The sequence below is a fragment of the Streptomyces cyaneofuscatus genome, from assembly GCF_042718795.1.
Taxonomy (GTDB): domain Bacteria; phylum Actinomycetota; class Actinomycetes; order Streptomycetales; family Streptomycetaceae; genus Streptomyces; species Streptomyces cyaneofuscatus_A.
Window position 1 is genome coordinate 14,051 of record NZ_JBHXOX010000007.1, and the last position, 26,564, is coordinate 40,614.

Here is a 26,564-nt window from a genome sequence, read left to right on the forward strand (position 1 = left end):
AGGAGCGACAGTTCGGACCAGCTCAGAGCGGCAGTTCGGCCTCGATGAGATCGGCCGCGCGCAGCGTGCCGCCCTCCTTCGCCATCTGCTCGCGCAGCCTGGCCGACCGCTCCGCCACCTCCGGGTCGCCGGTCAGGGCGAGCACGGCCTCGCGCAGCGTCGCCGCGTCGGCCTCCTCCATCGGGACGTGCCGGGCCACCCCGAGCGCCTGGAGCATGTCGGCGTTGCCGAACTGGTCGACGGCCTGCGGCACGGCCACCATCGGCGTCCCCGTGGCGAGCCCTTCCTGGCTGCCGCCCGCCCCGGCGTGGGTGATGAACGCGTCGGCCTGCTTCAGCACCGCCAACTGCGGTACCCACGCGTGCACTTCCACATTCGCCGGTACGTCACCGAGCTCGGCCGGGTCGACATGCGCGCCGATCTGCAGCACCACGTGCCAGTCGGGCAGGTCACCGAAGGCCGCGACGCACTCCCGGTAGAAGGCGGGCTGCTTGGTGAAGGAGGAGCCGAGCGAGACCAGAAGCACCTTCCCGGCCCCGGCCGGCCGCTCCCACTCCCCCTGGTCGGCGCGGTCGCCCTGGCAGGCGCCGACGAAGGTGTACGTGTCGCGGTCCACCCGGTCCGCGTTGGGCTGGAGCGCCTCGGGGATCAGGACGAGGCCGCGGCGCGGGCGGGCCACGAAGTCGTCGCTGGGGACATGGCCGAGGCCGTTGTCTGCGAGCCAGCTCGCGAACCGGTCGTAGTACGCCTTGCCGCGCTCGGTCTGCCTGAGCTCGGCCGTCATCGGCTCGCCGACCTCCTTCTCGTACCCCTCCCAGGGCACCAGATTGGGCCAGAGCGAGACGGCGGGGACGTCCCAGCGATGAGCGAGGACGCGGGCGGGATAGGAGGTGATGTCGTGCAGCACGAGGTCCGGTTCGTCGCCCTCGAAGGCGGCGATCAGCTGCGGGAGGGCCTGGATGGCGTCGGCGAGGAAGGGTTCGATGTTGTCGATCAGCTCCGTGCCCCACGCCTCGGGGTCATCGTCCGTCGGCAGGGTCGAGGTGTAGATCACCGGCTCGGCTCCGGTGGCCGCGACCTTGTCCGCGAACGAGGCGGGGATGGCGTAGCTGACACGGTGCCCACGGCGGACGAGCTCGCGGATCACTTCGAGACTCGGGTTCACATGTCCGTGGGCGGCGATGGAGAACATGGCGATGTGGGCGCGCGGCGATGGGGTCATGCGCTTCACCATAGACGAGACGGAACGTCTCGTCTAGCTACTTCTGCCACCCTCTTCAGCGCTGATAGCGAGCCAGCACCCGGTTTCCGTCGTCGACCAGCCGTTTCCGCAGCTCGTCGGTGTCGATCGCGCCGCTGTAGAACTCCTGGAGCGCGGGGGTCGCCACCTTGTCCTTCCACTCGGGGTAGCCCCGCACGGTCTGCGCGGGCGCCGGGCGCAGGTACTGGGCGAGCGCGGTCCCGGTGGCCCAGCCGTGCTCGTCGGTGTGCAGGGAGGGGTGGGCGAGGGCGGTGGTGCCGGTGGGGAGCATCCAGTCGCCCCGGGCCAGCCGGACCATGTTCGGCGGGCGCAGCAGGAAGTCGATGAAGGCGACGGCCTCCTCCTTGTGCGGGCTGTCCTCGGCGAGCGAGAGGGTCTGCGGGCTCACCCCTTGAGCCAGTCCCCCGCTGCCCGCCGGGGCGGGCAGGACCGTCCATGCGAAGCCTTCGGGGGCCTGCTCGACAACCTGCTGGCGGTAGGCGAAGCCGAGCGGGAGCATGGCGTACCGGCCGCCGAAGAAGCCGGGCAGGGCGTCCGATCCGCCCATGCCCAGCGCCGTACGGGCCGCGCTGCGGTCGGTGTTGACCTGGTCCTGGATGGTGCCGGTCACCACCTGGTCGCCCTCCTCGAAGCGCAGCTCCGCCTTGCCGTCCGGGTCGCGGTGGAAGAGCTGCCCGCCGCCGGAGAGGCCCAGGTTGAGGGTGACGGAGACGGGTTCCTTGAGCGGCCAGGCGACCCCGTGACGGCCCTTGCCGGTCAGCTCCTTGGAGACCTCGCGGAACTCCTCCCAGGACCAGGGGCGCTCCGGCGTCGGGATCCGCACCCCCGACGCCTTGAGGATCTTGGTGTTGGCGATCAGGACGCGGGGCTCCTGGAGGAAGGGGACGCCGTAGATCCCGTCGTCGAAGGTGGTGGTGCGCCAGGACTGCTCGGGGATGTCGGCCTTCAGCCGCTCGGGGAGGAGGGGGCGCAGGTCGGCGAGGTAGCCGCCGTAGGCGAAGTCCGCTAGGTCGTCGGAGGCGTCGTGGATGATGTCGGGCGCCTCGCCGCCCTCGAAGGAGGTGAGCAGTTGGTCGTGGACGTTGTCCCAACTGCCCTGGACGTAGTCGACCTGGACGTCGGGGTGGGCGGCGTTCCACTCCTTCACCAGTTGCTTGTTGGCGTCGACGGACTCCTTCTGCCAGGCCAGCGACTGGAACCTGAGCCGGATGGTGCCGTCGGCGTCCCTGCCGTCGCCGCTGCTGCCCGAGCAGCCGGTGAGCAGCAGGGCCAGGACGGAGGCGGCCGCCGCGGCCCGCCGGGCCAGGGCGCGGCGCATCAACCCCTCACCACGCACCAGCCCCTCACCGCGCATCAGCCCCTCACCGCCCCGGCCGTCATCCCGCCGGTGATCCGCCGCTGGATGAAGGCGAAGAGGACGAGGGAGGGCAGCGTGGCGAGGAACGCGGCGGCGGCCAGCGGTCCGAGGTCGGCCACGCCCTCCGCGCCGAGAAAGTGGGTGAGGACGACCGGCAAGGTCTGCTTCTCCGGGGTCTTGAGGAGAACGAGGGCGAAGAAGAACTCGTTCCACGCGGTGATGAACGCGAAGAGGGCGGTGGCGATGATCCCGGGCGCGAGCAGCGGGGCGACGACCGAGACGAGGATTCGTACCCGCCCCGCCCCGTCCACGGCGGCGGCCTCCTCCAGCTCGGCCGGCACAGCGCGTACGTACCCGGCGAGCATCCAGAGCGCGAAGGGCAGTGACCAGACGACGTAAACCAGGATCAGCCCCCACAAGGTGTTGATCAGATGCAGGTTCTTCAGGACCAGGAAGAGCGGAATGATCACCAGCACGAACGGGAACGCCTGGCTGACCACGACCCATCCGGTCGCGGCGGTGGCGAGCCGGCCCCGGTGGCGGGCCATCACATAGGCCATCGGGGTCGCGATGACGACGGCGATCAGGGCGGCGGAGACGGCGGCGATCAGCGAGTTGGCGGCGGCCTGGAGCAGCGGCTGCTCGTCGAAGGCCTGGCGGAAGTTGTCGAGGGTGGGCTGCTCGGGGATCCAGGTGGGGTGCAGGGAGCCGAGTTCGCGGGCGGGCTTGAAGGCGGTGGAGAGCAGCCAGAGGAACGGGAAGGCCAGGAACACCAGGTACGCGAGGAGCGCGAGGTACTGCCCGGCGCGCGCGGCCCTGCTGGTCGGAAGACTCACTGCTCCTCGCCTCCTCGGCGGATCCGTCCGACGAGAGAGAAGGCGAGGATCACGGAGATCACCGCGACCATCACGCACCCCATGGCGGCGGCGTACCCGAACTGCCCGTACCGGAAGGCTTCCTCGTACGCGAAGAGCATCGGCAACCGGGTCCGCCCGCCGGGCCCACCGCTGGTCAGCACATAGACCAGGGCGAAGGAGTTGAAGTTCCAGATGAAGTTGAGTGCGGTGATGGCGAGGGCGATGGGCTTGATCGCGGGCCAGGTGACCGTACGGAACCGGCGCCAGGCCCCCGCCCCGTCCAGGGCGGCCGCCTCGTGGAGTTCGTGCGGGGTGTTCTGGAGTCCGGCGAGCAGGGCGACGGTGGTCTGGGGCATGCCGGCCCAGATGCCGACGAGGATCACGGCGGGGAGCGCGGTGGCGAGACCGGTGAGCCAGTCGCGGCCGTCGCCGAGGCCGAGGTCGCGGAGGGTCTCGTTGAGGATGCCGGCGTCGGGGTTGTAGACCAGGCGCCACATGATGCCGACGACGACCTCGGGCATCGCCCAGGGGATGATCGCGAGCGCCCGCGCCAGCCAGCGCAGCCGTAGCTTCTGGTTGAGCAGCAGGGCGAGGCCGAGGGCCAGGAGGAACTGCGGGACGGTGACGCCGAACGCCCAGAGGAGGCCGATCCGGAAGGAGTCCCAGAACAAGGTGTCGTGCAGGAGGTCCTGGAAGTTGAGGGTGCCGATCCACTGGGTGGAGCGGGTGCGGCCGGACTGGGCGTCGGTGAAGGCGAGCGCGATGCCGTAGAGGAGCGGGCCGACGCTGAGGATCAGGATCGGGAGGAGGGCGGGGAGTACGAGAAACCAGGCGGCCCGGTCCCGGGCCGCGGGGGCGGGCCTGGGGCGTGCGCCATCCGCCCCGGACCGCCGCTTCACGCCCGCTAACGCCACAAATAATCCTCTCTGCGCGCTTCAGGAATACTTCATCCCGTTCTGGCCGTCCTGGTGGCCCAGGCCATCGTGCTGATGGGCCGTCGGTTCGTCAAGGTGGCCTGCGCGGATGCGAAAATCACACCCATGGACGAGATGCGTGCGCGTGAGGTGCTGACGGCCGCCGGCTTTACGGGCGCGGCGGAGTTGCTGGCGCTGGGCGAGAACGCGGTCTTCGCGGCCGACGGTCTGGTGGTGAAGGTCGGCCGGGGCGCCACCGGCCACCCGGAGCTGGCGGCCCGGGCGGAGCGGGAGGTGGCCGTCGCGGAGTGGCTCGCCGCATCGGGCGTTCCGGCGGTACGGGCCGCCGAGCGCGGGATGCGGCTGGTGGAAGGCCACCCCGTGACGGTGTGGCACCGCCTGCCCGACCCCGTACGCCCCACGGAGCCGCGCGACCTGGCGCCCCTGCTCTCCCGGGTGCACGCGCTCCCCGCCCCGGCGGACTTCACGCTCCCTCGCCGCGAACTGCTCGGCGGGGTGGAGCGCTGGCTGACCCTCGCCGGAGACACGATCGACCCGGACGACGCCGACTACCTCCGCGGCCGCCGCGACGGCTTCGCGGCCGCGGCCGCCGCCCTGACCCCGCACCTGCCTCCGGGCCCGATCCACGGCGACGCGCTCCCCCGCAACGTCCATGTCGGCCCCGAGGGCCCGGTCCTGGTCGACCTGGAGACCTTCTCCACGGACCTGCGGGAACACGACCTGGTCGTCCTCGCCCTCTCCCGCGACCGCTACGGCCTCGACCCTGCGGCCTACGACGCCTTCACGGCCACGTACGGCTGGGACGTCCGGGAGTGGGACGGCTGCGCGGTCCTGCGCGGCGCCCGCGAAACGGCAAGCTGCGCCTGGGTCGCCCAGCACGCCCCGGCCAACCCGAAGGCGCTCACCGAATTCCGCCGCAGGGTGGCCTCGCTGCGCGAGGGAGACCCCGAGGTCCGCTGGTACCCCTTCTGACCGGCCGGTACGGCAGGACGGGTGCTCCTGCGACCGGTCGGGTTCGCGGAGCGTAGGTTGGACCTCATGGGACTCTTCGACAAGCTGCCCGCCTGGCAGCCCTTCTTCCTCGCGTCCCAACTGACGCATGCCATCCGGATCAGGATGCGGCTGGCCGAGGACGTCCCCGAGGTGCGTGCCGTCGAGGAGAGTGGGGAGGTCACCCGCGTCGGGAATCCCTCGCGGCTGAGGATCTCGGCGACGTACGCCCGCGGCGGGGGCAGGACAGTCTCGCGCCGGTACACGCTCCAGCGGGGCGAGAGCGGCCGCCTCGAAGCGACCGAGTCCTTCAGCTTCGACAGCGCGCAACTGACGGACCCCCTGCGCACCAGCACCCTGGAAGCGGGCTGGACCTGGCGCGGAGTGGTCTTCGGCAAGCTCTGAGTCCGCCTACGGGCCCCTCCGGCCAGAGCCCCCGCCGGTCACCTACTCCGCGGGATCACCGGCCAGGCCTGCTCCACCACCGCCGTCGGGTTCGCCGTGCGGCGGAGGTAGGCCTGGAGCGAGGCGGACTGCTCGGCGGCCGCCCGGACCTGGAGGGTGTGGAGTTCGGCCGGAGGCAGGGTGCTGACCGGGCGGTGGCGCTCGCCCATCCGCCGCACCACGCGGACCGCCGCCACCGCGTCGGCGGTCGCGTCATGGGCGTCGGACAGGGTCACCCCGTAGTGCTCGCACAGGGCTTGGAGGGCGCGCTTGCCCTTGCGGTACTTGTCGACGTGCTTGTCGATCACCAGGGGGTCGATGACGGGCGAGGGCACGCCGCCGATCCGCTGCTCGACGGAGTCCAGTCCGTACCGCCCGCATTCGCGGTCCAGGAGCGAGAGGTCGTAGCGCGCGTTCATCACCACCAGCGGCACCCCGGAGCGCAGCACCTCGGCGACCGCGTGGGCGATCTCCGCCACGGCCGAGGCCGCCCGGGCGCCGTGCTTGCGGGCGTGGTCCGTGCCGATGCCGTGGATCGCGGAGGCCTGCTCGGGTATCGCCACCCCCGGGTCGAGCAGCCAGGTCCGCTGCTCGGCGACCGTGCCGTCCGGCTCCAGCCGGACCAACGCGGCGGTGACGATCCGGTCGGTCTCGACGTCGGTCCCCGTCGTCTCCAGGTCGAAGCCGACCAGTGGTCCCTGATGCCAGCTCATCCCGATACCTCCTTCGTGGTGCTCCCCCGTGGTGCTCCCCCCGAGTGATGACCACCTTCGCACGCAGCACTGACAACAACGCGGGACGGGGTGTCAGCAAGGCGGAAGCAAGAGGGGGAAAGCAGGGGGGAAGCAAGAGGGAAGCGGGGGGAAGCAAGGAGCCCTACGACACCGGGCGCGAGTCCGTCCAGACCGACTCGAACTCCTCCCGGTACGTCTCGAAGAGGCCGCCCTCGCTGTCCTGCCCCGCCCGCACCACCGTCCGCCGTCCGCCGCCGCGCAGGACCAGCACCGGCGCCTCCATGCCCCGGGCCCGCCGCAGGTAGGGCTGGACGACGCCCACCGCGTCCGAGCCGTCGCCGTCCACCAGGTACGCGGTGAAGCGCGGGGTCTCGTCGAAGACCTGGATCTCGAAGGCGCCCGGGTCGCGGAGCTTGGAGCGGACCCGGCGCATGTGGAGGATGTTCATCTCCACCGAGCGGCTCAGCTCGCCCTTCTTGAGGCCCAGTTCCCGCTCCCGCCGCTTCACCGCGCTGCTGGCCGGGTTGATGAAGAGCAGCCGCACCCGGCACCCCGACTCGGCGAGCCGGACCAGCCGGCGGCCGGAGAAGTTCTGCACCAGCAGGTTGAGCCCTATGCCGATGGCGTCCAGCCGCCGCGCCCCGCCGAACAGGTCCTCTGCGGGCAGTTGGCGCTGGAGCCGCACCCGGTCGGGGTGGACGGAGACCACGTCCGCGTACCGGTCGCCGACCAGCTCCTCCACCGCGTCCACCGGCAGCCGGTCGGCGGAGGGCACGGAGGCCCCGCTGCCGAGGATGTCCAGGAGGCGGGCGGAGGCCCGCTCCGCCTGGGCGAGCACCGCCTCGTTCAGGGCGCGGTTGCGGGAGACGACGTTGCGGGTCACCTCCAGCTCGTCGAGGGCCAGCTCGACATCCCGCCGATCGTCGAAGTACGGCTCGAAGCACGGCCAGTGCTGGACCATCAGCTCCCGTAGCTGCGGGAGCGTGAGGAAGCTGAGGACGTTGTCGTCGGCCGGGTCCAGCAGGTATCCCTTGCGGCGCGACACCTCGCGTACGGCGACGGCCCGCTGCACCCACTCCTGCCCGGCCGGTCCGGCCGCGGCCACCACCCAGTCCTCGCCGTGCACCGGCTCGTAGATCGGCCGGAGCACCGCGGCGACGACCGCGCGCAGTCTCTGTTCGACCAGATTCAGCCAGATATAGGCGCGCCCGGCCCGCTGCGCCCGGGTACGTACCTCGCTCCAGGCCTCGGCGCCCCAGTCCAGCTCGGCACCGATCTCCATGGGCTGCGCGAGGGACACCGCCCCGGGCGGCGCATCGGTCGATTCCCCCTCGTGACCTGCGTCACCTGGGGGTAGCTCGAACCCTCCCGAGCTCACCCGCGTACCGCCTTCCACTCCCCCACCCAACGATCAAGGAAGGGTACTCCGGGAGCGGGATCCGGTGCAGCCCGATGGCCGGGCCGGTTTCTCAACTCCCCTTTCGCGGCGGCCTGTTCCTTGTGGCGAGATCGGGTGGAGTGAGCGGATTCATAGTGATTAGGCACCCCGACGAAGGCCGCGATCCGGACGCCGTCCGGCCGGGCGCGTCCGCAATCGCGTCCGGGGCGGAACCCCGGTGTCCGAAGTTGACCGGTGTGGCCGGAGAGCGGCGACGGGACTCGGCCGCGCCGCACGGCGTACTAGGTGTGCGCCGCTCTTTCGGGGAATATTCGATGGGTAACGAGCCGAGGAAAGCCACCGCACCCGGATCAGAAGTGGAAGAGTCTCATCTATGCAGGTCTGGCCGGGACACGCTTATCCCCTCGGCGCCACCTATGACGGCGCCGGCACCAACTTCGCGGTCTTCTCCGAGGCCGCCCATCGGATCGAGTTGTGCCTGTTGCACGACGACGGTTCAGAAACGGCGGTGGAGCTCCGCGAGACCGACGCCTTCGTGCGCCACGCGTACCTGCCCGGGATCATGCCGGGTCAGCGGTACGGCTTCCGCGCGCACGGGCCCTACGAACCGCAGAACGGGCAGCGGTGCAACTCAGCGAAGCTGCTCCTGGACCCGTACGCCCGTGCGGTCTCCGGGAAGATCGAGTGGGGCGAGGCGGTGTACGGCTACCCGTTCGGGAAGCCCGACGCCCGCAACGACCTCGACTCGGCGCCGCACACCATGAGCTCGGTGGTGGTGAACCCGTACTTCGACTGGGGCGACGACCGCCGCCCCCGTACGGACTACCACCGCACCGTGATCTACGAGGCCCACGTCAAGGGCCTGACGATGCTCCATCCGGGGCTCCCGCCCGAGCTGCGCGGTACGTACGCGGGGCTCGCGCACCCCGAGGTCATCGCCCACCTCACCGAACTGGGCGTCACGGCGATCGAACTGATGCCCGTCCACCAGTTCATCCAGGACCACCGCCTGGCGGACATGGGGCTCGCCAACTACTGGGGCTACAACACCATCGGCTTCTTCGCCCCGCACAACACCTACGCCTCCTGGGGCGACCGGGGCGAGCAGGTGCTGGAGTTCAAGCAGGCGGTGAAGGCGCTGCACCAGGCGGGCATCGAGGTCATCCTCGACGTCGTCTACAACCACACCGCCGAGGGCAACCACCTCGGGCCGACGCTCTCCTTCCGCGGCCTCGACAACGCCTCGTACTACCGTCTGACCGACGATCAGCGCTACTACATGGACACCACGGGCACCGGGAACTCGCTGCTCATGCGGTCCCCGCACGTGCTCCAGATGATCATGGACTCGCTGCGGTACTGGGTGACCGAGATGCATGTGGACGGCTTCCGCTTCGACCTGGCGGCGACGCTGGCCCGCCAGTTCCACGAGGTGGACCGGCTCTCGTCCTTCTTCGACCTGGTCCAGCAGGACCCGGTGGTCAGCCAGGTGAAGCTGATCGCCGAGCCGTGGGACGTCGGCGAGGGCGGCTACCAGGTGGGCAACTTCCCGCCGCTGTGGACCGAGTGGAACGGCAAGTACCGCGACACGGTCCGCGACCTGTGGCGGGGCGAGCCGCGCACGCTCGCGGAGTTCGCCGGGCGGCTGACGGGCTCGTCCGACCTCTACCAGGACGACGGGCGCCGCCCGCTCGCCTCGATCAACTTCACCACCTGCCACGACGGCTTCACGCTGCACGACATGGTGTCGTACAACGACAAGCGGAACGACGCCAACGGCGAGGGCAACCGGGACGGTGAAAGCCACAACCGGTCCTGGAACTGCGGTGCGGAAGGAGAGACCGACGATCCGGAGGTCCTGGAGCTGCGGGGCCGGCAGATGCGGAACTTCATCGCCACGCTGATGCTGTCGCAGGGCGTGCCGATGCTGAGCCACGGCGACGAGTTCGCCCGGACGCAGAAGGGCAACAACAACGCCTACTGCCAGGACAACGAGCTCGCCTGGATCCACTGGCCCGACCCGAACGCCCCCGACGACGAGTTCCGGCGCAATCTGCTGGAGTTCACCCGCTCCATGGTGTGGCTCCGCCGCGACCACCCGGTCTTCCGGCGCCGCCGCTTCTTCCACGGACGGCCGGTGGAGGGCACGCACGACGAGCTCTCCGACATCGCCTGGTTCACTCCTGAGGGTGAGGAGATGACTCAGGAGGACTGGCAGGCGGCCCACGCCAAGGCCATGACCGTGTTCCTCAACGGTGAGGCGATCTCGGAGCCGGGGCCACGCGGGGAGCGGATCTCCGACGATTCGTTCCTGCTGATGTTCAACGCGAGCGCCGAGACGCTGGAGTTCGTGGTTCCGGTGGACCACGGCGAGCAGTGGCAGGTCGTCGTGGACACCGCACTGCCCGCAGGGGTGCCCCCGGGGTCGGGGCCGAAGGTGGCCGAGGGCGAGCAGGTGACGCTGATCGGGCGCAGCCTGACCGTGCTGAAGCGACCCGCCTGAGGCCTGCCGGCAGCATCGGCAAGGGTGAGCGTCCCGCCCGGGGTGACACAGGTCGCCCCGGGCGGGGTACGTAGAAGGGCATGACGCCCACCGCCACGTACCGGCTTCAGCTCCAGCCCGACTTCCCCTTCCCGGCGGCCGAGAAGGCGGTGCCGTACCTGGCCGCGCTCGGCGTTTCCCATCTGCACCTCTCGCCCGTCCTGGAAGCCGTCCCCGGCTCCACGCACGGCTACGACGTGGTCGACCACAGCCGCGTACGGGAGGAGCTGGGCGGCGAGGAGGGGCTGCGCAGCCTCGCCGCCACCGCCCGGGAGCACGGGCTCGGGCTCGTCCTCGACATCGTGCCCAACCACATGGCCGCCGTGCCCCGCCACAACCGGCAGCTCCGGGAGGTGCTCCGCGAGGGCCGGGCCTCGCCGTACGCACGCTGGTTCGACATCGACTGGGCGGCGGGCGGCGACAAGGTGCTGCTGCCGGTCCTGGCCGGTCCGCTCGGCGGCGAGCTGGACGCGTTCACCGTGGACGCCGACGCGGAGGTGCTGCGCTACGGCGAGCAGGAGTTCCCGTTGCGGGCGGGCACGGCGGAGCTTCCGCTTCCGGAACTGCTCGACGCCCAGCACTACCGGCTCGCCTGGTGGCGCCTGGCCCGTACCGAGCTGAACTACCGCCGCTTCTTCACCGTCTCCGAGCTGATCGGGGTCCGCGTCGAACACCCCGAGGTCTTCGACGCCACGCACGCCAAGGTCCTCGAACTCCTCCGCGACGGAGTCCTGGACGGCCTGCGCATCGACCATCCGGACGGCCTCGCCGACCCGGCCGCGTACCTGCGGCAGCTCAACGAGGCCACCGGCGGCCGCTGGACGGTCGTGGAGAAGATCCTCACCGGCGACGAGCCCCTCCCGGCCGGCTGGGCGGTCGCCGGGACGACCGGCTACGACGCGCTGCACCGGATCGACGGACTGTTCACCGACCCGGCGGGCGCCGCGGAGCTGCTCGGCCACTACCGTGAGTTCGCGGGCCCGCCCGGCGACCGGGGCGGCTACTGGAAGGCGACCGTCCGCCGGGCCGCGTACCGCGTGGCCACCCACGAACTGGCGTCCGAGACGGCCTGGCTGACCCGGCTCGCCACCTCCGTCTGCGCCGCCGACCCGGCCCTGCGCGACCACGCGCCGTGGGCGCTGCGGACCGCGATCCGGGAGCTGTTGGTACGGGTGCCGGTCTACCGCCCGTACGTCACGGCGGGCGTACCGCCGACCCGGATCGCGGAGGAGACCCTTCCGGACGATGCCGTACGGGATGCGAAGGCGGTGTTCTCCGTGCCCGAGGAGGCCGCCGCCGTCGACGTCGTACGGGATCTGGCGCTCGGGCGGCTGGGTGACGGGGAGGAACAGGCGTCCTTCTGCGCCCGGTTCGCGCAGACCGCGTCCGCGCTGCACGCCAAGTCCGTGGAGGACACGGCGTTCTACCGGTACGTGCCGCTGATCTCGGCGACCGAGGTGGGCGGGGACCCGGGGCAGCCGGCGGTGACGGTGGACGCGTTCCATGCCTTCGCCACCCGGATCGCCCGGGACTGGCCCACCACGGGGACGGTCCTGACCACGCACGACACCAAGCGGAGCGCCGATGTACGGGCCCGGATCGCGGTGCTGTCGGAGTGTCCGGAGCGGTGGGCGGGGCTGGTGGGTGAGGTGACGGGTGCCACCTCCGTCGCGGCGCCGGACCCGCAACTGGCCTGGCAGGCCTGGCAGTCGTCGTACGGCTGCGCGCCGCTGCCCGCCGAGGAGCTGGGCGCGCGGCTGGAGCCCGCGCTGCTCAAGGCGGTGCGCGAGGCGGGGCTGTTCACGAGCTGGACGGAGCCGGACGAGGCGTACGAGCGGGCGGTGACGGACTTCGTGGCGGCGGGCCCGGGCAGCGCGTCCGGGGCGGCCCGGAGGCTGGTGACCGGCTTCGCGGAGTCGCTGGCTCCGCATGTCCGGGCCAATGTGCTGGGGGCGGCGCTGGTGCAGTTGACGATGCCGGGCGTCCCGGACCTGTACCAGGGCGCGGAGAGCGAGTATCTGGCCCTGGTCGACCCGGACAACCGGAGCCCGTTCCGGCGGCCGGAGGGGCCGGAGGGGCCGGAGGAGGAGAAGCAGGTGGTGACGGCGGCGGCGCTGCGGCTGCGGCGGGAGCTGCCGGAGGTGTTCGGCGAGTCGGGGACGTACGTGCCGCTGGAGGCGCGGGGTGCGGCGGCCGGGCATGTGGTGGCGTTCGGCCGGTCCGGCGAGGTGGTGGTGGCGGTGACCCGGCTGTCGCTGCGGCTCGCGGAGGACGGGGGGTGGCGGGACACGGTGGTGGAGCTGCCGGACGGGGGGCCGTGGCGGGACGCGCTGAACCCTGAGCCGGGGCGGGAGTTCGCGGGGGGTGCGGTGGCGGCGGGCGAGCTGTTCGGGGAGCGGCCGGTGGCGCTGTTGCGCCGGGTGCGCCGGGAGAAGGACTGATCAGGACGGCTGTACGAGGAGGGTCCGCGGTCCCCGGGTGAGCACCCCGGTCGACGCCGGGCGGAAGCCGTCGGCCCAGCGGATGCCGGGCATCGCCGTCAGCAGGGCGCGGAGTCCGTGTTCGGCCTCCAGCCGGCCGAGCAGGGCGGCGGGGCAGCCGGCCGGGCCGGTGAGCAGCGGGTCGGCGTCGGCGCGCAGCGGGTCGAACCGGTCGGGGGCGGCGAACCGGGCCGGGTCGCGCCCCGCCGCGCCGATGAGGCAGGCGACGGGCGCCCCGGCGGGCAGCGTGCCGCCGCTGACGCGGACCTCGGTGCGGGTGCGGCGCAGCACGATCTGGACGGGCGGGTCACGGCGCATCGTCTCCGCCCAGGCCCGGCCGAGCAGCATCCCGGTCCCGGCCTCCGCGCCCGGTCCCGCTCCGCCCGCCACCGCGGCCAGCAGGTCCGGGTCGTCCAGCATGTTGGCGAGGAACGAGGCGAGGGCCCGCTCCCGGAGTCCGGTGTGCCGGGCGCAGTCGGCGGTTCCCGCCCCGGTCCGGACCGGGGCGTTCCGCTCCGGGGTGGTGAGCCCGGCGGGCAGCCACCGGCAGAACTCGCCGACCAGGTCGGCCTGGTCCCGCCCGGCTATCCGGCGGGCCAGGACGTACGCGGCGCGCTCCACGGCGGAGGCGTTGGCGGAGGCGGAGGCGGAGGCCGGTGTGCTGCCGGGGACCCGGTCCATGCCGCTGCCGGGAACCAGGTCCGTACCGCTGCCGGGCAGCGGCGTGCAGACCAGGCTGCCCCGGCACAGCCCCAGCGGGGCGGGGACCGGGCCGCGCGGGGCGCCGTCGCGCGGGTAGCCGGTGAAGCGGGGGTCGGTAAGAGCCAGGGCCACATCCGCGTACCGGCTCAGCAGCCAGGCGCCGAGGCCCGGGTCGTAACCGAGCGGGAAGTCCGTGCGGAGGATCCGGTAGAGGCGCAGGCGGTACGGGTCGGTCGAGGCGCCCGGCTCCAGCAGTCCCGGCTGTCCGCCCGCGAGCCGGTGCGGACGGCGGGCGGTGGGCAGGGCCTCGGAGCGGTCGGCCGGCATCCCTCGTCGCCCCCTGCGGTCGTGGCGTCGGCTGTCGACGCACCTGTCTCTCAGCGGACCACCGCCGGGGGCCCGGCGCAGTCGGCGTACGCCCGTTCGGGTGAGGGGTCGCCGGGGCGGAGGCGGTACGGAGGCGGTCGGCGCGGTGTTCCTGACGCCGCCCGGCCTGCACCAGCGGCACGGAGAGCGGCCCCGCACGAGCGGCAGCGGGAGAGACGGGCCGCACCAGCGGCAGCGGGGCCGGGCGCCCGGCGAATCAGGCGGGCGGGCGCAGCGAGGGGGCGGTCAGCCGGAAGCTCATCCGGCCGAAGCTCACCTGGTCCCCGTCGCGCACCGGGAGGGAGCCGACGAGCCGCTGGCCGTTGACGCAGGTGCCGTTGGTGGAGCCGAGGTCGCGGAGCACCCAGCGGCCGTGCTGCACGGTGAGTTCGGCGTGCAGCCGGGAGACCGTCTCATGGTTGAGGCGCAGTCCGTTGCCCGGGTCGCGGCCGATGAGCAGTGGATACGGGCCCGGCGCGGGCAGCAGCAGCTTCGGGAGCCGCTCGGTCTGCCAGGCCCGCCGCAGCCGTCCGGGGAAGGCGGATATCCCGCCGACCGCGCGGACGAGCCCCTGCGAGAAGCGGCTGCCAGTGTCCAGGTCCGAGGTCAGGGCCGCCAGTTCCTCGGGGCGGCGGGCGACGAGGGCGAGCTCCATACGCCGCATGAAGGTGTCGTGCGACAACTTGCCCTGTGCGGCACCCTCTCTGAGCACGCCGAGGACACGGTCGCGCTGGGCGTCCGACAGCCGCGCGGGATACGTGTGGAACTCGAAGGAGGACGTCACACCGACGATTGTCGGGCCGAGGGGGCCGGGGTGTCCAGAAGCACCCCCGCATCCCGCCCGTCCTGACCTGCGCCGGGGCCCGGCGCGTTAGTCGGTGGACGGCAGGTGCGGGCTGCGGCTACGGTCGGCACCGACATCGGTCGAGGTCAGGAAAGGGGGTGGGACCGTGCGTGCGAACACCACCGGTACCACCGGCATCAGCAGCTTCTCACCCTTGCGCTCCCGCCCCGTCCACCGGACGGTGTCGGACTCCGTCTGACCGGGAGCGCCGCGTTTCTTCCCGGAGGCTTTCTCCATGACCGATCTGGTCATTCGCGCGCTCACACCGAGCGACGCCGATCTGTTCCACGCTTTTCAGAACACCGCAGCCGCGCAGGACACCGCCCTCGTCGGCCGTGGCGCGTTCGGCCACCGTTACGCCACCGTGGCGGACGGCGGCGAGTACCGCCCCGACTGGACCTGGGTCGCCCTGCGCGACGGCAAGGTGGTGGCCAGGGCCGCCTGGTGGGGCGGGCCCGAGGACACCGAGCCCGTCGTGCTCAACTGGTTCGACTTCGCGGACGGGGAGGCGGAGGCGGGCGCCGAACTCCTGCGCCGCGCCCCGTTCGACAAGGAGTACGAGCTGATCGCGCCCGCCGGGTGGCGGGACGACCCGGCGGTGCGGGCGGCCGTCGAGGTGCGGGTCGCCGCCGCCACGGCGGCCGGTATGAAGCCGCTGGTCGAGCGCTACCGCTACCGGTGGACCCCCGGCTGTCCGCTGCCCGAGCGGACGGGACGGCTCACCTTCCGCCCGGAGCCGGACGACGCCGTCATCCTCGATGTGCTGCGCCGGGTGCACTCGGCGACGCTGGACGCCCACGCGCGCAAGGCCATCGAGGGACCGGGAGGTCTGGAGGCGGCGGCCCAGGAGGAGTTGGACTTCTTCCACTGGTGCCCCTCGCCGAGGGAGTGGTGGCGCCTCGCGTACACGCCGGACGGCGAGGTGGCGGGCATCCAGGTGCCCGCGCACAACCCGTCCGGGCCGTGTGTCGGCTTCATCGGGGTCGTGCCCGAGGCGCGCGGGCACGGGTACGGCTACGACCTGCTGGTGGAGTGCACCCGCTTCCTGGTCGAGCAGGGCGCCGAGTTCGTCGCGGGCGCGACGGACCAGGGCAACGCGCCGATGGCCGCCGCGTTCGCCCGCGCCGGGTACCCGGTCATCCAGGAGTGGGTCCATCTGGCGTGAGGGCCCCGGCCTCCTCGGCCAGCCAGTCCAGCCGGAGCCGCTGCTCGGCGGGGATCGTCGCGTCCTCGCCGCGCGGCCCCACGTTGAGCAGCAGGTTCCCGCCGTCGGCCGCGGTGTCGCGGACCAGTGAGGTGAGGGCCTCGCGGCCGATGAAGGCGCCCGGGCCGGAGTTGCGGTTGTAGCCGAAGCTGTGGTCGATGCCCCGGGTGATCTCGTACGGGTCGGAGCCGGTGTACCGGGCGTACTCCGGCGTACGGAAGTCGAAGTCCGGCGGGGTGCGCGGCACGAAGCCCTCGCCCTGCGCCACCGTGCGCCGGTCCCACCAGTTGTAGAGCGACTTGGCGCCGGGCAGGGACAGTGCCCGCCAGTGCGGGGCGTACGGGAGCAGGCGGTCGTTGACGACGCCGTGCGGGACGGTGAAGCGGTAGAAGTCGGTGAGGGAGCGGATCTCGGTGGCGGAGGCCGGCCAGGCGATGTCGTTCCAGAGGATGTCGGGGCGGTAGCGCCGGATCAGCTCCCTCAGCTGCGCGTCGGCGTACGCCGGGTAGCGGTCGCGCGGGACGGCGGAGAACATGTCGGCGGCGGTGCCGATGGGCCGGTCGTCGAAGGTCCAGTCGAGTCCGCCGGAGTAGTAGACGCCGAAGCGCAGGCCTTCGGCCCGTACGGCTTCGGCGAACTCGCCGACCACGTCCCGGCCGGTGTGCCAGCCGGTGCGGTGCGGGTTCTCCGTCGCGGAGGGCCAGAGGCAGAAGCCGTCGTGGTGCTTGGTGACCAGCACCGCGTAACCGGCGCCCGCCGCCCGGAAGGAGCGGGCCCAGGCGGCCGGGTCCCAGGTGCTCAGCCCGTCCTCGAAGTCGCGGCCGAAGTCGGTGTAGGGGCGGGTGCCGTAGGTGGCGCGGTGGTGGGCGGCGGCCGGGGAGCCGGGGAAGCGGAGGGAGTTCTCGTACCACTCCGCGTACGAGGTCCAGCCGAGCGGCGCACGTCGGCCCGCCGCCGGGAGTCCGTCCGGCGCGACGTAGGGCGGGGCCCAGCCGGGAACGGAGGCGGGTGTCCAGTGGACGAAGATTCCCAGCCGGGCGCGGGACCACCATGAAGCGACCATGGCGGGAGTATTGATCATTCGGAGGGCTGTGCGTAAGCCCTTTCGGCCGCCAGGATCTGAGGCTTCTGCTGCTTCTGGGTCCGGATCAGCTCGCGGTACCAGGCGTACGAGGCCTTCGGCGTACGGGTGAGGGTCTCGTAGTCGATGTGGACCAGGCCGAACCGCTGCGAGGCCCCCTCCGTCCACTCCACGTTGTCGGTGAGCGACCAGGTGAAGTAGCCGCGTACGTCGACCCCGGCGTCCATCGCCGCGCGCAGGGCGGTGAGGTGGCTCTCCAGATAGGCGATCCGGCGGTGGTCGGCGAGCGGCTCGTCCAGGGCGCAGCCGTTCTCGGTGATGTGGAGCGGGGGGAGGCGGTCGCCGTAGCGGCGGTGCAGGAGGGTGAGGATCTCGGTGAAGCCCTCGGGGACCACGGGCCAGCCGAAGCCGGTCTTCTCGTACCCCTCGATCTCGCGTATCCCGAAGGGGAGTTCGGCGGGCATCGCGAAGCCGGAGAAGGTCTCCAGGGCATCCGGCCGGGGAGCGCCGACGAGGGTGGGGTTGTAGTAGTTGACGCCGTACCAGTCGAGCGGGGTGGAGATGACCTTGAGGTCGTCGGTGACCGGGCCCGGCATCAGGGCGGCGATGGCCTCGTCCGGGTAGCGGCCGGTGAGGACGGGGTCGGCGAAGAGCCAGTTGGTGAGGGTGTCGTACAGCTCGGCGCCTGCTCGGTCCTCGTCCGCGTCGCCGGCCGTCCAGACCGGGGCGTGGGAGAGCGCGACGCCGATGTTGTCGGCGCCCGCCGCGCGCAGGGCGCGGACCGCGAGGCCGTGGGCGAGGAGCTGGTGGTGGGCGGCGGGCAGGGCGTCGAAGAGGAGGGTGCGGCCGGGGGCGTGCTCGCCCAGCGCGTAGCCGAGCATGGTGACCTCGGCGGGTTCGTTGACGGTGATCCACATCGGGACGCGGTCCGCGAGGCGTTCGGCGACGATTCCGGCGTACTCGGCGAAGCGGTAGGCGGTGTCCCGGTCGAGCCAGCCGCCGGCCTCCTCCAGCGGGAGCGGGGTGTCCCAGTGGTAGAGGGTCGGGGCGGGGGTGACGCCGTGGGCGCAGAGCTCGTCGACGAGCCGGTCGTAGAAGTCGAGGCCGTCGGCGTTGACGGCGCCGCTGCCGCCCGGGACGACGCGGGGCCAGCTGATGGAGAACCGGAAGGCGTCGGCGCCGAGCCCGGAGAGCAGGGCGACGTCCTCGCGGTAGCGGGCGTGGAAGCCGGTGCCCCGGGTCGTGTCGGTGCCGTCCTTGATCCGCCCGGGCTGGGCGGCGAACGCGTCCCAGCCCGAGGGGCCCTTGCCGTCGGCGTCCACCGCCCCCTCGGTCTGGAAGGCGGATGCGGAGGCTCCCCAGAGGAAGCCGGGCGGGAACTGCGGTACGGGCATCGCGGCCTCCATGAGCCGTACGGATGAACGAAACCTGTATGAGCGGGGAGCAGTCCGGGCAATGATCAGGACCAGACCTTAATGGCCGGTAACCGGCGGTTCCAGAGGTCGGCGGTCATGGATGGTGGTGAGCCGGGCGCGGGACCGCCTCCGGACACCGGGGCGGCCTGACGGTCTGCCTGTCGCGCACGTGGCGGACGTTACGGACGAGGAGTGGTGGATGCGGTTCGAGGTGTGGGCCCCCGAGGCGGACACGGTCGTGCTGGAGGCGGCGGAGATCCGCTTCCCGATGGAGCGCGACCCGGAGCGGGAGGGGTGGTGGAGCGCCGAGGCGGAGGCGTCGGACGGGGAGCGGTACGGGTTCCGGGTGGACGACGGGCCGCTGCTGCCCGACCCTCGCTCGCGGCGCCAGCCGGACGGGCCCGACGGGCCGAGCGCGGTCGTCGACCAGGGGGCGTACGCCTGGCGCAACGGGTGGGCGGGGCGTCGGTTGACCAGCGCGGTCCTGTACGAGTTGCACGTGGGGACGTACACCCCGGAGGGCACGTTCGACGCGGCGGCGGCCCGGCTGGGCCATCTGGCGGAGCTGGGGATCACCCATGTGTCGCTGATGCCGGTCTGTCCGTTCCCGGGCACCAACGGGTGGGGGTACGAGGGGGTCTCACTTTGGGCGGTGCACGAGCCGTACGGGGGCCCTGAGGGGCTTAAGCGCTTTGTCGACACGGCACACGGGCTGGGGCTCGGGGTGGTCCTGGACGTGGTCCACAACCACCTGGGCCCCTCCGGCAACTACCTGCCCGCCTTCGGCCCGTACTTCACCGACACCCACCACACCCCGTGGGGCGCGGCGGTCAACCTGGACGCGCCGGGCTCGGACGAGGTGCGGGCGTTCCTGCTGGGGAGCGCGCTGGCCTGGCTGCGGGACTACCGGCTGGACGGGCTGCGGCTGGACGCGGTGCACGCGCTCGCCGACACCCGGGCGCTCACCTTCCTGGAGGAGCTGTCGACGGCGGTCGACACGCTCGCGGTGGAGCTGGGCCGGCCGCTGGGGCTGATCGCGGAATCCGACCTCTGCGACCCGCGCACCACCACCCCGCGCCCGGCGGGCGGTCTCGGGCTGCACGCCCAGTGGAACGACGACTTCCACCACGCCCTGCACACCGCGCTCACCGGCGAGTCCCAGGGCTACTACGCGGACTTCGCCCGGGCCCCGCTCGCTGCCCTGGCCAAGACGGCGACGTCGGCGTTCTTCCACAACGGAACGTACTCCAGCTTCCGGGGCCGCGCCCACGGCCGCCCGGTCGACGTGTCCCGCACCCCCGCCCACCGCTTCGTCGGCTACGCCCAGACCCACGACCAGATCGGCAACCGGGCCCTCGGCGACCGCCTCGCCGCCGCCCTCTCCCCCGGCCTCCAGGCGTGCGCCGCCACCCTCGTCCTGACCGGCCCGTTCACGCCGATGCTCTTCATGGGCGAGGAGTGGGGGGCGCGGACCCCGTGGCAGTTCTTCACCGACCACACCGACCCGGAGCTGGCGGAGGCCGTACGCAACGGCAGGCGGCGGGAGTTCGGCGCGCACGGCTGGGCGGAGGAGGAGATCCCCGACCCGCAGGACCCGGCGACCCGCGACCGCTCCTGCCTGGACTGGTCCGAGCCGGAGCGCGAACCGCACGCCCGACTGCTGGCCTGGTACCGCCAACTCATCGCCCTGCGGCGGACGTTGCCCGACCTCCACGACCCCGACCTGGCCGCGGTGAAGACCGCGTTCGACGAGGACGCCCGCTGGATCGCGTACCGGCGCGGCGATCTGCGGGTCGCGGTCAACCTGGCGGACCAGCCGGCCGCCATCCCGCTCGGCTCCGGCCGCCACCGGCGCGTCGGCGGACGGGTGGTGGCGGCCTGGAAGCCGGTCGGGGCGCCGGGGGCGGACGGGGTGCTGCATCTGCCGCCGGAGTCGTGCGTGGTGCTGGCCGACGACTGAACTCCCCTTTTCCGCAGGGCTATTCGACGATCGCCAACTCGCGTGCGGTGGCGTTGAGGCGGCGGCCGCCGTCCTCGGTGACGGTCACGATGTCCTCGATGCGGACCCCGAAGCGGCCGGGGAGGTAGATACCCGGCTCCACGGAGAAGCACATGCCGGGCACGAGCGGCTGCTCCTCCCCCTCGATCATGTACGGGGGTTCGTGGGTGGTGACCCCGATGCCGTGGCCGGTGCGGTGGATGAACCGGTCGCCGTAGCCGAACTCGGTGATCACCGCGCGGGCGGCCCGGTCGATCTCCTGGCAGGCGACGCCCGGCCGGACGGCGGCGCACCCCGCCTGCTGGGCCTCGCGGACGATGTCGTGGACCCGCTGCTCCTCGGCGGTGGGCTCCCCGACATGGACCGTACGGGAGGTGTCGGAGCCGTAACCGTGCTTGAGGCCGCCGAAGTCCAGGACCACCATGTCGCCGCGCTCGATGGTGCGCTCCCCCGCCTCGTGGTGCGGGTTGGCGCCGTTGGGGCCGGAACCGACGACGGTGAAGTCGACCTGGGAGTGGCCGAAGTGCCGGAGCAGCGCGGCGAGATCGGCGGCCACGTCGGTCTCCCGGCGGCCGGAGAACCGCACCTTCAGGATCTCCTCGTACGTGGCGTCCGCCGCCGCCCCCGCCGCCGTCAGGCGCTCCAGCTCGGCGGCGTCCTTCACCGCCCGGAGCATCGGGAGCGCCTCGGTGAGGGCGGTGTACGTGGTGCCGGGCAGGGCCCGTTGCAGGCCGAGGAGGTGCATGGCCCAGGCGTTGTCGCTGACGCCGAAGCGGCCCTGCTCGGCGAGGAGCGGGGAGGCCACCGCGTACGGGTCCACGCCGTCGGTCCAGTCCCGCAGGGCGAGGACGGGCGCCCCGGCGGCGGCGGCCGCGTCGGGCGCCTCCAGGGTCGGGACCACCAGGACGGGCTCCTCCCCGGCCCGCAGCACGAGGAGGGTGAGGCGCTCGGTGGAGACGGGCTGGTAGCCGGTGAGATGGACGAGGTCGGGCCCGGGCGCGACGATCACCCCGGCCAGCCCGACCTCGGCGGCGGAGTCGGCCGCCTTCGCCATCCGGGCCCGGTAGACCTCGGCGGTGAAGGGCACGGGGGGCGGCGCGGGCGGGTTCGGGCTGGACATCAGGCCTCCTGGCGGTGCGGGGGTACGGCAGGGCGTGGCTCCCTGCATCCTGCCCGCCGGACGGGGTTCGAGCGAACCGCCCGATCGAGCTGGTGGCCGTACGGCCACGACGGCAACCGCACCACGAGGTCGGGCCGACCTCGTACGGTCACGACGACAGCCGCACGACCACGTCGGCCCGGCCCCTCCCGCTCTCCACCAGCCGGGCGTTCACCTCGTCGGAGCGCTCCACCCACGCCCGCGCGTACGCCGGAGGCTTCCCGTACCGCACATGGCGCTCCACGAGCCGGCGCACCCGGACCTCCGGATCGAGGTCCAGGAACCAGACCTCGTCCAGCAGCCCGCGCACCGGCGCCCACGGCCCCTGGTCGAGCAGCAGGTAGTTCCCCTCGGTGATGACGAGGGGGACGTCCGGGTTGACGGCCAGGGCCCCGGCGACCGGCTCCTCCAAGGCTCGGTCGAAGGCGGGGGCGTACACCGCGTGGCCCGGGTCCGGGTCGCGCAGCCGCCGCAGGAGGGCCGCGTACCCGGCCGCATCGAAGGTGTCGGGGGCGCCCTTCCGGTCGGCCCGGCCCAGCCGCTCCAGCTCGGCCCCGGCGAGGTGGAAGCCGTCCATGGGGACGAGGGCGGCACGCCCCTCCAGAGCCTCCGCCAGCCGCCGCGCCACGGTGGACTTCCCGGCCCCGGGCGGCCCAGCGATGCCGAGGATGCGGCGCCCGCCGGCCTGCGCGAGGCGGCGCGCCCGGGCCGTCGCGTCGGCGAGGCCGCGGGGGGTCGTGGCGTCCAGGATGTCCAGGGATTCCATGCGGGGCATTGTGCGGGGGCGGGGACGAGAAGCGTTAGTGTTACGTATAACTACTTCTTGATCCTCTGGAGAGGCACATGTCCCACATCGCCCTGGTCACCCTGGTCGTCCTCGACTACGACGAGGCCCTCGCCTTCTACCGCGACGCTCTCGGCTTCGAGCTGGTCGAGGACACCGACCGGGGCGACGGCTCCCGCTGGGTGGTGGTGCGTCCGCGTGGGGCGGGGGCTGGTACGGGGGTGCTGCTGGCCCGGGCGAAGGACGGGGCGCAGGAGGCGAGCGTGGGGGCGCAGACCGGTGGGCGGGTCGGGTTCTTCCTGCACACCGAGGACTTCGCGGGCGACCATGCCCGAATGAGCGCGGCCGGGGTGCGCTTCCTGGAGGAGCCCCGGCACGAGACGTACGGTTCGGTCGCGGTCTTCGAGGACCTGTACGGCAACCGGTGGGACCTGCTCCAGCCTGCGGGCTGAGCCGTCGCCATTCGGCCCACGGTCTCAGGCGCGTCCGGGTGCCCCGCGCCGACCATGAGGTCATGGAGTCCACGGAGAGCGCCGCCCCGGCCGAGCGGCACGCCGGCTGGAACGAGCTGTTCTTCGACCTGGTGGTCGTCGCCGGGGCCGGGCAGTTGGCCCACCTCCTGCACGACGGCCCGCACCTGGCGGACCTCGCGCTGTACGGGGTCCTCTACCTCGCCTTCTGGACCGCCTGGGCCGGATTCGCGGTCTACGGGGACATCGCCGCCTCCGCGACCCGGGGCGGGACGCTGCTGGTCGCGATGTTCGGGATGGCCGTGATGGCGGCCTCCGTCCACGCGGTGCAGACCAGCCACGCGACCGCCTTCGTCATCGCCTACGTGGCCCTGCGCTGGCAGGCGGGGCGCGTCTGGCAGCGGGGCAGCATCGTCGTGGACTGGCCGCTGGCCCAGTTCGGGTCGGGTGCGGTGCCCTGGCTGGTCTCGCTCTTCGTGGACGCGCCGCTGCGCTACTGGCTGTGGGCGCTGGGCATCGCCCTGGACATCGTCACCCTGCTGGTCTCCACCCGTGACCGCACCCTGCGACGGGCGGGCGAACGGGCCGCTCGCCGCCACGACGGCCGGCCGCCCCCGGGCCCCGCGCACTCCCCGGCCCCCGCGCCGCCCCGGCTCAGCGAGTCCCGCGTCGACTCCGCCCATATGGGCGAGCGGCTGGGGCTGTACGTGATCATCGTGCTCGGCGAGGGCGTCATCCAGATCATCGACGCCGCGTCGCAGCGGGACGCGTGGGACGGGCCGCTCGCCGCCACCGGGCTCGGCGCCTTCGGGCTGCTGGCCGCGATCTGCACGCTCAGCCTGCTCTACGGCACCAACGGGATCCCCCGGCTGCGCAAGGGCGCGCTCGCGCCGAGGCTGGCGATGCTGCTGCACGCCCTGATGACCGGCTTCCTGGTCGCGCTGGCCACCGCGCTGGGCTCGGCGATCACCCACGTCGACGACGTCCTGCCGAGGGGCCGGCACTGGCTGCTGTGCGGAGCGATGGCCGGATACTTCGCGGCGGGGCTGGTCGCGGCGCTGCCACCGGCGGACCGGTCCGACCGGGTGTGGCTGATGGGGTGGGCCCTTCCCTGTCTCGCCGGGTCCGTGGCGCTCGCCCTGTTCGGGGTACGGCTCCCGGCCTGGGCCACCATCTGGATCCTGGTGGCGCTGGTGGGCTGGCAGATCCTCTACGACCCGGGGCGGGCGGAGGCGTCTCCGGCAGGTGGGCGGTGGTGGGGCGGGAGGATCCGGCACAGGGCCCGGACCGGCTGAGCGGCGGGCGCGGGCTCCGGGCTCACGCCCGCGCCAGCCCCGCCTCGCGTACCGCCACCGCCTCCATCGCGGCCAGCACCGGCCGGATCAGCGGATGGCCCTCGGCCCCCTGGCGTACGGCCGCGAAGACGCGGCGGGTGGGGGCGCTGCCCTCCACCGGGCGGACGACCACCCCGGTCAGCTCCATCCCGCGCAGCGCCGAGCGCGGTACCAGCGCCACCCCCGCGTCCGCCCCGGCCAGCGCCACCACCGCCCGGAAGTCGTCCGACGAGTGCTCCAGGCGCGGCTCGAACCCGGCGGACTCGCAGGCCAGGACCACCACCTCATGGCACGGGTTGCCCGGGTACGGCCCGATCCACGAGTCCTTGGCGAGGTCCGCGACCGCCACCTGGTCCTGGTCCGCGAGGCGGTGGTCCACCGGGAGGACGGCGTCGAACGGCTCCGAGTAGAGCGGGACACGAGTGAGGCGGCGGTCGTCCTCGGCGGGGGCGCCCCGGTACTCCACCGCCACCGCCACGTCCACCTGCCGGTCCAGCACCATCGGCACGCTCGCGTCGCCCTCCGCGTCCTGGACCTTGACCCGGATGCCGGGCGCGGTGCGGGCCAGCTCGGTGAGGGCGGGGGCGAGGACGAGGCCGATGCCGGTGGCGAACGCGGCGACCGTGACCGTACCGGCGACGCCCGCGCCGTAGTCCGCGAGCTCCGCCTCCGCCCGCTCCAACTGGGCCAGGACCACGTTGGCGTGGCTGAGCAGGATCTCCCCGGCGGCGGTGAGCCGGGTGCCGCGCGCGCCGCGTTCGACGAGGCGGTGGCCGGTCTCCTGCTCCAGGGCGGCGAGCTGCTGGGAGACGGCGGAGGGCGTCAGGTACAACGCGGCGGCGGCCGCGGTCACCGTGCGGTGGTCGGCCACCGCACGGAGGATTCGCAGCCGCCGCGCATCGATCATGTGCCTATTGTCCCAGGTCGCGGCCGTGGCCCCGACCTGGCGGTCACGCCTCCGCGTCGAGCGCGGCCCGGGCGTCGACGAAGGCGTCCACGGCGCGGTTGACGTCGGCGGTGGAGTGCGCGGCGGAGAGCTGGACGCGGATGCGCGCGGCCCCCTGCGGGACGACGGGGTACGAGAACCCGATCACGTACACCCCGCGCTCCAGGAGCAGCTCCGCCAGCCGGGCCGCCTTCGCCGCGTCCCCGATCATGACGGGGGCGATGGCGTGGTCGCCGGGCAGGATCTCGAAGCCCTCCTCGGTCATCCGGGTGCGGAAGAGCGCGGTGTTGGCGCCCAGCTGCTCGCGCAGGTCGCCGGCGGACTCCAGCAGGTCGATGACCTTGAGGGAGGCGGCGGCGATGACCGGGGCGAGGGAGTTGGAGAAGAGGTACGGACGCGAGCGCTGGCGCAGCAGGGCGACGATCTCGGCGCGCGCCGCGACGTAACCTCCGGAGGCGCCGCCGAGCGCCTTGCCGAGGGTGCCGGTGATGATGTCGACCCGGTCCATGACGCCGTGCAGCTCGGGCGTGCCGCGGCCGCCGGGGCCGACGAAGCCGACGGCGTGCGAGTCGTCGACCATGACCATCGCGTCGTAGCGGTCGGCCAGGTCGCAGATCTCCTGGAGCGGGGCCACGTAGCCGTCCATGGAGAACACACCGTCGGTGACGATCAGCCGGCGGCGGGCGCCGGACGCCTCCTTGAGCTGCTTCTCCAGGTCGGCCAGGTCGCGGTTGGCGTAGCGGTAGCGCTGGGCCTTGGAGAGACGGATGCCGTCGATGATCGAGGCGTGGTTGAGGGCGTCGGAGATGACCGCGTCCTCGGGGCCGAGGATCGTCTCGAAGACGCCGCCGTTGGCGTCGAAGCAGGAGGAGTAGAGGATCGTGTCCTCCTGGCCGAGGAAGGCCGAAAGGCGCGCCTCCAGCTCCTTGTGGACCTCCTGGGTTCCGCAGATGAAGCGGACGGAGGCGAGCCCGTAGCCCCAGCGGTCCAGCGCCTCGTGGGCGGCGGAGACGACCTCGGGGTGGTCGGCGAGGCCCAGGTAGTTGTTGGCGCAGAAGTTGAGGACCTCCCCGGCGCGGCCGCCGGAGGTGACGGCGACGGTCGCGGACTGCGGGGTGCCGATCACCCGCTCGGGCTTGTGCAGGCCGGCGGCGCGGATCTCGTCGAGGGTGGTGCGCAGATCGTCGCGTACGGATTCGAACATGCTGGATTCCTTAACAGGGATGCGAGAAGAGGTCCGAGGGGGTGCGGGAAAGGGGTT

Annotated in this window: 21 protein-coding genes and 1 pseudogene; 8 read left to right on the forward strand and 14 right to left on the reverse strand. The window is 72.8% G+C overall.

The features are described 5' to 3' along the window. Window positions 1–22: 22 nt before the first annotated feature. The 4 genes and pseudogenes from mgt to ACFWRT_RS09050 all read right to left on the reverse strand — a co-directional run. Window positions 23–1,259 (reverse strand): annotated as a pseudogene (gene mgt, locus ACFWRT_RS09035) (macrolide-inactivating glycosyltransferase); the annotation flags it as partial. An 18-nt stretch (window positions 1,260–1,277) separates the two neighbouring features. Beyond that, the gene (locus ACFWRT_RS09040; protein ID WP_380951669.1) at window positions 1,278–2,579 is read right to left on the reverse strand and encodes an ABC transporter substrate-binding protein; all 1,302 of its coding nucleotides are present in this window, start codon (window positions 2,577–2,579) and stop codon (window positions 1,278–1,280) included. 35 nt (window positions 2,580–2,614) lie between these two features. Beyond that, window positions 2,615–3,454 carry a carbohydrate ABC transporter permease gene (locus tag ACFWRT_RS09045; RefSeq protein WP_380951578.1) on the reverse strand — a complete coding sequence of 280 codons (840 nt, stop codon included), beginning with the start codon at window positions 3,452–3,454 and terminating at the stop codon, window positions 2,615–2,617. Next, window positions 3,451–4,389, reverse strand: a complete 939-nt coding sequence (locus ACFWRT_RS09050; RefSeq protein ID WP_380951579.1) for a carbohydrate ABC transporter permease — start codon at window positions 4,387–4,389, stop codon at window positions 3,451–3,453. Before ACFWRT_RS09050 ends, ACFWRT_RS09045 begins: the two co-directional genes overlap by 4 nt. A gap of 126 nt (window positions 4,390–4,515) precedes the next feature. On the opposite strand from ACFWRT_RS09050, the gene ACFWRT_RS09055 reads away from it, so the two are divergent. After that, window positions 4,516–5,382 carry a phosphotransferase enzyme family protein gene (locus tag ACFWRT_RS09055; protein ID WP_380951580.1) on the forward strand — a complete coding sequence of 289 codons (867 nt, stop codon included), beginning with the start codon at window positions 4,516–4,518 and terminating at the stop codon, window positions 5,380–5,382. A gap of 66 nt (window positions 5,383–5,448) precedes the next feature. Next, window positions 5,449–5,805 carry a hypothetical protein gene (locus ACFWRT_RS09060; protein WP_380951581.1) on the forward strand — a complete coding sequence of 119 codons (357 nt, stop codon included), beginning with the start codon at window positions 5,449–5,451 and terminating at the stop codon, window positions 5,803–5,805. Window positions 5,806–5,843: 38 nt separating this feature from the next. Here ACFWRT_RS09060 and ACFWRT_RS09065 read toward each other — a convergent pair whose 3' ends face one another. Further along, complete coding sequence (locus ACFWRT_RS09065) at window positions 5,844–6,557, reverse strand: 3'-5' exonuclease (RefSeq protein WP_380951582.1); 714 nt, start codon at window positions 6,555–6,557, stop codon at window positions 5,844–5,846. A 163-nt stretch (window positions 6,558–6,720) separates the two neighbouring features. After that, window positions 6,721–7,860: an SAV2148 family HEPN domain-containing protein gene (locus ACFWRT_RS09070; protein WP_381121247.1), complete on the reverse strand. Its 1,140-nt coding sequence runs from the start codon at window positions 7,858–7,860 to the stop codon at window positions 6,721–6,723. 490 nt (window positions 7,861–8,350) lie between these two features. Between ACFWRT_RS09070 and glgX the strand changes: the two genes are divergently transcribed. Together glgX and treY are read left to right on the forward strand one after the other, a co-directional pair. Then, complete coding sequence (gene glgX, locus ACFWRT_RS09075) at window positions 8,351–10,480, forward strand: glycogen debranching protein GlgX (protein WP_380951584.1); 2,130 nt, start codon at window positions 8,351–8,353, stop codon at window positions 10,478–10,480. Between the two features lie 80 nt (window positions 10,481–10,560). Then, window positions 10,561–12,960, forward strand: a complete 2,400-nt coding sequence (treY, locus tag ACFWRT_RS09080; RefSeq protein WP_380951585.1) for a malto-oligosyltrehalose synthase — start codon at window positions 10,561–10,563, stop codon at window positions 12,958–12,960. Here treY and ACFWRT_RS09085 read toward each other — a convergent pair whose 3' ends face one another. Together ACFWRT_RS09085 and ACFWRT_RS09090 are read right to left on the reverse strand one after the other, a co-directional pair. After that, complete coding sequence (locus ACFWRT_RS09085) at window positions 12,961–14,028, reverse strand: cytochrome P450 (protein ID WP_380951586.1); 1,068 nt, start codon at window positions 14,026–14,028, stop codon at window positions 12,961–12,963. It abuts the gene before it with no gap. 256 nt (window positions 14,029–14,284) lie between these two features. Continuing rightward, the gene (locus ACFWRT_RS09090) at window positions 14,285–14,851 is read right to left on the reverse strand and encodes a DUF1707 and FHA domain-containing protein (protein ID WP_380951587.1); all 567 of its coding nucleotides are present in this window, start codon (window positions 14,849–14,851) and stop codon (window positions 14,285–14,287) included. Window positions 14,852–15,146: 295 nt separating this feature from the next. On the opposite strand from ACFWRT_RS09090, the gene ACFWRT_RS09095 reads away from it, so the two are divergent. Beyond that, window positions 15,147–16,076 (forward strand): GNAT family N-acetyltransferase, encoded by a 930-nt coding sequence (locus ACFWRT_RS09095; RefSeq protein WP_380951588.1) that lies wholly within the window; start codon window positions 15,147–15,149, stop codon window positions 16,074–16,076. Here ACFWRT_RS09095 and ACFWRT_RS09100 read toward each other — a convergent pair. Beyond that, window positions 16,048–17,178 (reverse strand): alpha-L-fucosidase, encoded by a 1,131-nt coding sequence (locus ACFWRT_RS09100; protein WP_380951590.1) that lies wholly within the window; start codon window positions 17,176–17,178, stop codon window positions 16,048–16,050. The genes ACFWRT_RS09095 and ACFWRT_RS09100 overlap by 29 nt on opposite strands. Window positions 17,179–17,192: 14 nt before the next feature. After that, window positions 17,193–18,590 (reverse strand): GH1 family beta-glucosidase, encoded by a 1,398-nt coding sequence (locus ACFWRT_RS09105; protein ID WP_380951591.1) that lies wholly within the window; start codon window positions 18,588–18,590, stop codon window positions 17,193–17,195. A 220-nt stretch (window positions 18,591–18,810) separates the two neighbouring features. Here ACFWRT_RS09105 and treZ point away from each other — a divergent pair, with 220 nt between their 5' ends. Continuing rightward, window positions 18,811–20,571, forward strand: a complete 1,761-nt coding sequence (gene treZ / locus ACFWRT_RS09110) for a malto-oligosyltrehalose trehalohydrolase (RefSeq protein WP_380951593.1) — start codon at window positions 18,811–18,813, stop codon at window positions 20,569–20,571. Between the two features lie 19 nt (window positions 20,572–20,590). Here the strand turns inward: treZ and ACFWRT_RS09115 are convergent, their stop codons facing one another. Both ACFWRT_RS09115 and ACFWRT_RS09120 read right to left on the reverse strand, forming a co-directional pair. Beyond that, window positions 20,591–21,730 (reverse strand): M24 family metallopeptidase, encoded by a 1,140-nt coding sequence (locus ACFWRT_RS09115; protein WP_380951594.1) that lies wholly within the window; start codon window positions 21,728–21,730, stop codon window positions 20,591–20,593. Window positions 21,731–21,878: 148 nt separating this feature from the next. After that, window positions 21,879–22,544: a nucleoside/nucleotide kinase family protein gene (locus ACFWRT_RS09120; RefSeq protein WP_380951595.1), complete on the reverse strand. Its 666-nt coding sequence runs from the start codon at window positions 22,542–22,544 to the stop codon at window positions 21,879–21,881. Window positions 22,545–22,612: 68 nt separating this feature from the next. On the opposite strand from ACFWRT_RS09120, the gene ACFWRT_RS09125 reads away from it, so the two are divergent. Both ACFWRT_RS09125 and ACFWRT_RS09130 read left to right on the forward strand, forming a co-directional pair. Beyond that, window positions 22,613–23,005 carry a VOC family protein gene (locus ACFWRT_RS09125; protein ID WP_380951596.1) on the forward strand — a complete coding sequence of 131 codons (393 nt, stop codon included), beginning with the start codon at window positions 22,613–22,615 and terminating at the stop codon, window positions 23,003–23,005. A 62-nt stretch (window positions 23,006–23,067) separates the two neighbouring features. Beyond that, the gene (locus ACFWRT_RS09130; RefSeq protein WP_380951597.1) at window positions 23,068–24,318 is read left to right on the forward strand and encodes a low temperature requirement protein A; all 1,251 of its coding nucleotides are present in this window, start codon (window positions 23,068–23,070) and stop codon (window positions 24,316–24,318) included. 22 nt (window positions 24,319–24,340) lie between these two features. On the opposite strand, the gene ACFWRT_RS09135 is transcribed toward ACFWRT_RS09130, so the two are convergent. Then, window positions 24,341–25,264, reverse strand: a complete 924-nt coding sequence (locus tag ACFWRT_RS09135; protein ID WP_380951598.1) for a LysR family transcriptional regulator — start codon at window positions 25,262–25,264, stop codon at window positions 24,341–24,343. 43 nt (window positions 25,265–25,307) lie between these two features. Next, complete coding sequence (locus tag ACFWRT_RS09140; RefSeq protein ID WP_380951599.1) at window positions 25,308–26,507, reverse strand: glycine C-acetyltransferase; 1,200 nt, start codon at window positions 26,505–26,507, stop codon at window positions 25,308–25,310. Between the last annotated feature and the right edge of the window lie 57 nt (window positions 26,508–26,564).

Bases quoted from the DNA above. Each gene is read 5' to 3' on its own strand.
- treZ (WP_380951593.1), top strand. From the start codon at position 18,811: ATGCGGTTCGAGGTGTGGGCCCCCGAGGCGGACACGGTCGTGCTGGAG.
- ACFWRT_RS09130 (WP_380951597.1), top strand. From the start codon at position 23,068: ATGGAGTCCACGGAGAGCGCCGCCCCGGCCGAGCGGCACGCCGGCTGG.
- ACFWRT_RS09125 (WP_380951596.1), top strand. From the start codon at position 22,613: ATGTCCCACATCGCCCTGGTCACCCTGGTCGTCCTCGACTACGACGAG.
- ACFWRT_RS09120 (WP_380951595.1), bottom strand. From the start codon at position 22,544: ATGCCCCGCATGGAATCCCTGGACATCCTGGACGCCACGACCCCCCGC.
- ACFWRT_RS09115 (WP_380951594.1), bottom strand. From the start codon at position 21,730: ATGTCCAGCCCGAACCCGCCCGCGCCGCCCCCCGTGCCCTTCACCGCC.
- treY (WP_380951585.1), top strand. From the start codon at position 10,561: ATGACGCCCACCGCCACGTACCGGCTTCAGCTCCAGCCCGACTTCCCC.
- ACFWRT_RS09105 (WP_380951591.1), bottom strand. From the start codon at position 18,590: ATGCCCGTACCGCAGTTCCCGCCCGGCTTCCTCTGGGGAGCCTCCGCA.
- ACFWRT_RS09095 (WP_380951588.1), top strand. From the start codon at position 15,147: ATGACCGATCTGGTCATTCGCGCGCTCACACCGAGCGACGCCGATCTG.
- ACFWRT_RS09040 (WP_380951669.1), bottom strand. From the start codon at position 2,579: ATGCGCCGCGCCCTGGCCCGGCGGGCCGCGGCGGCCGCCTCCGTCCTG.
- glgX (WP_380951584.1), top strand. From the start codon at position 8,351: ATGCAGGTCTGGCCGGGACACGCTTATCCCCTCGGCGCCACCTATGAC.
- ACFWRT_RS09135 (WP_380951598.1), bottom strand. From the start codon at position 25,264: ATGATCGATGCGCGGCGGCTGCGAATCCTCCGTGCGGTGGCCGACCAC.
- ACFWRT_RS09085 (WP_380951586.1), bottom strand. From the start codon at position 14,028: ATGCCGGCCGACCGCTCCGAGGCCCTGCCCACCGCCCGCCGTCCGCAC.
- ACFWRT_RS09070 (WP_381121247.1), bottom strand. From the start codon at position 7,860: ATGGAGATCGGTGCCGAGCTGGACTGGGGCGCCGAGGCCTGGAGCGAG.
- ACFWRT_RS09055 (WP_380951580.1), top strand. From the start codon at position 4,516: ATGGACGAGATGCGTGCGCGTGAGGTGCTGACGGCCGCCGGCTTTACG.
- ACFWRT_RS09140 (WP_380951599.1), bottom strand. From the start codon at position 26,507: ATGTTCGAATCCGTACGCGACGATCTGCGCACCACCCTCGACGAGATC.
- ACFWRT_RS09065 (WP_380951582.1), bottom strand. From the start codon at position 6,557: ATGAGCTGGCATCAGGGACCACTGGTCGGCTTCGACCTGGAGACGACG.
- ACFWRT_RS09100 (WP_380951590.1), bottom strand. From the start codon at position 17,178: ATGGTCGCTTCATGGTGGTCCCGCGCCCGGCTGGGAATCTTCGTCCAC.
- ACFWRT_RS09060 (WP_380951581.1), top strand. From the start codon at position 5,449: ATGGGACTCTTCGACAAGCTGCCCGCCTGGCAGCCCTTCTTCCTCGCG.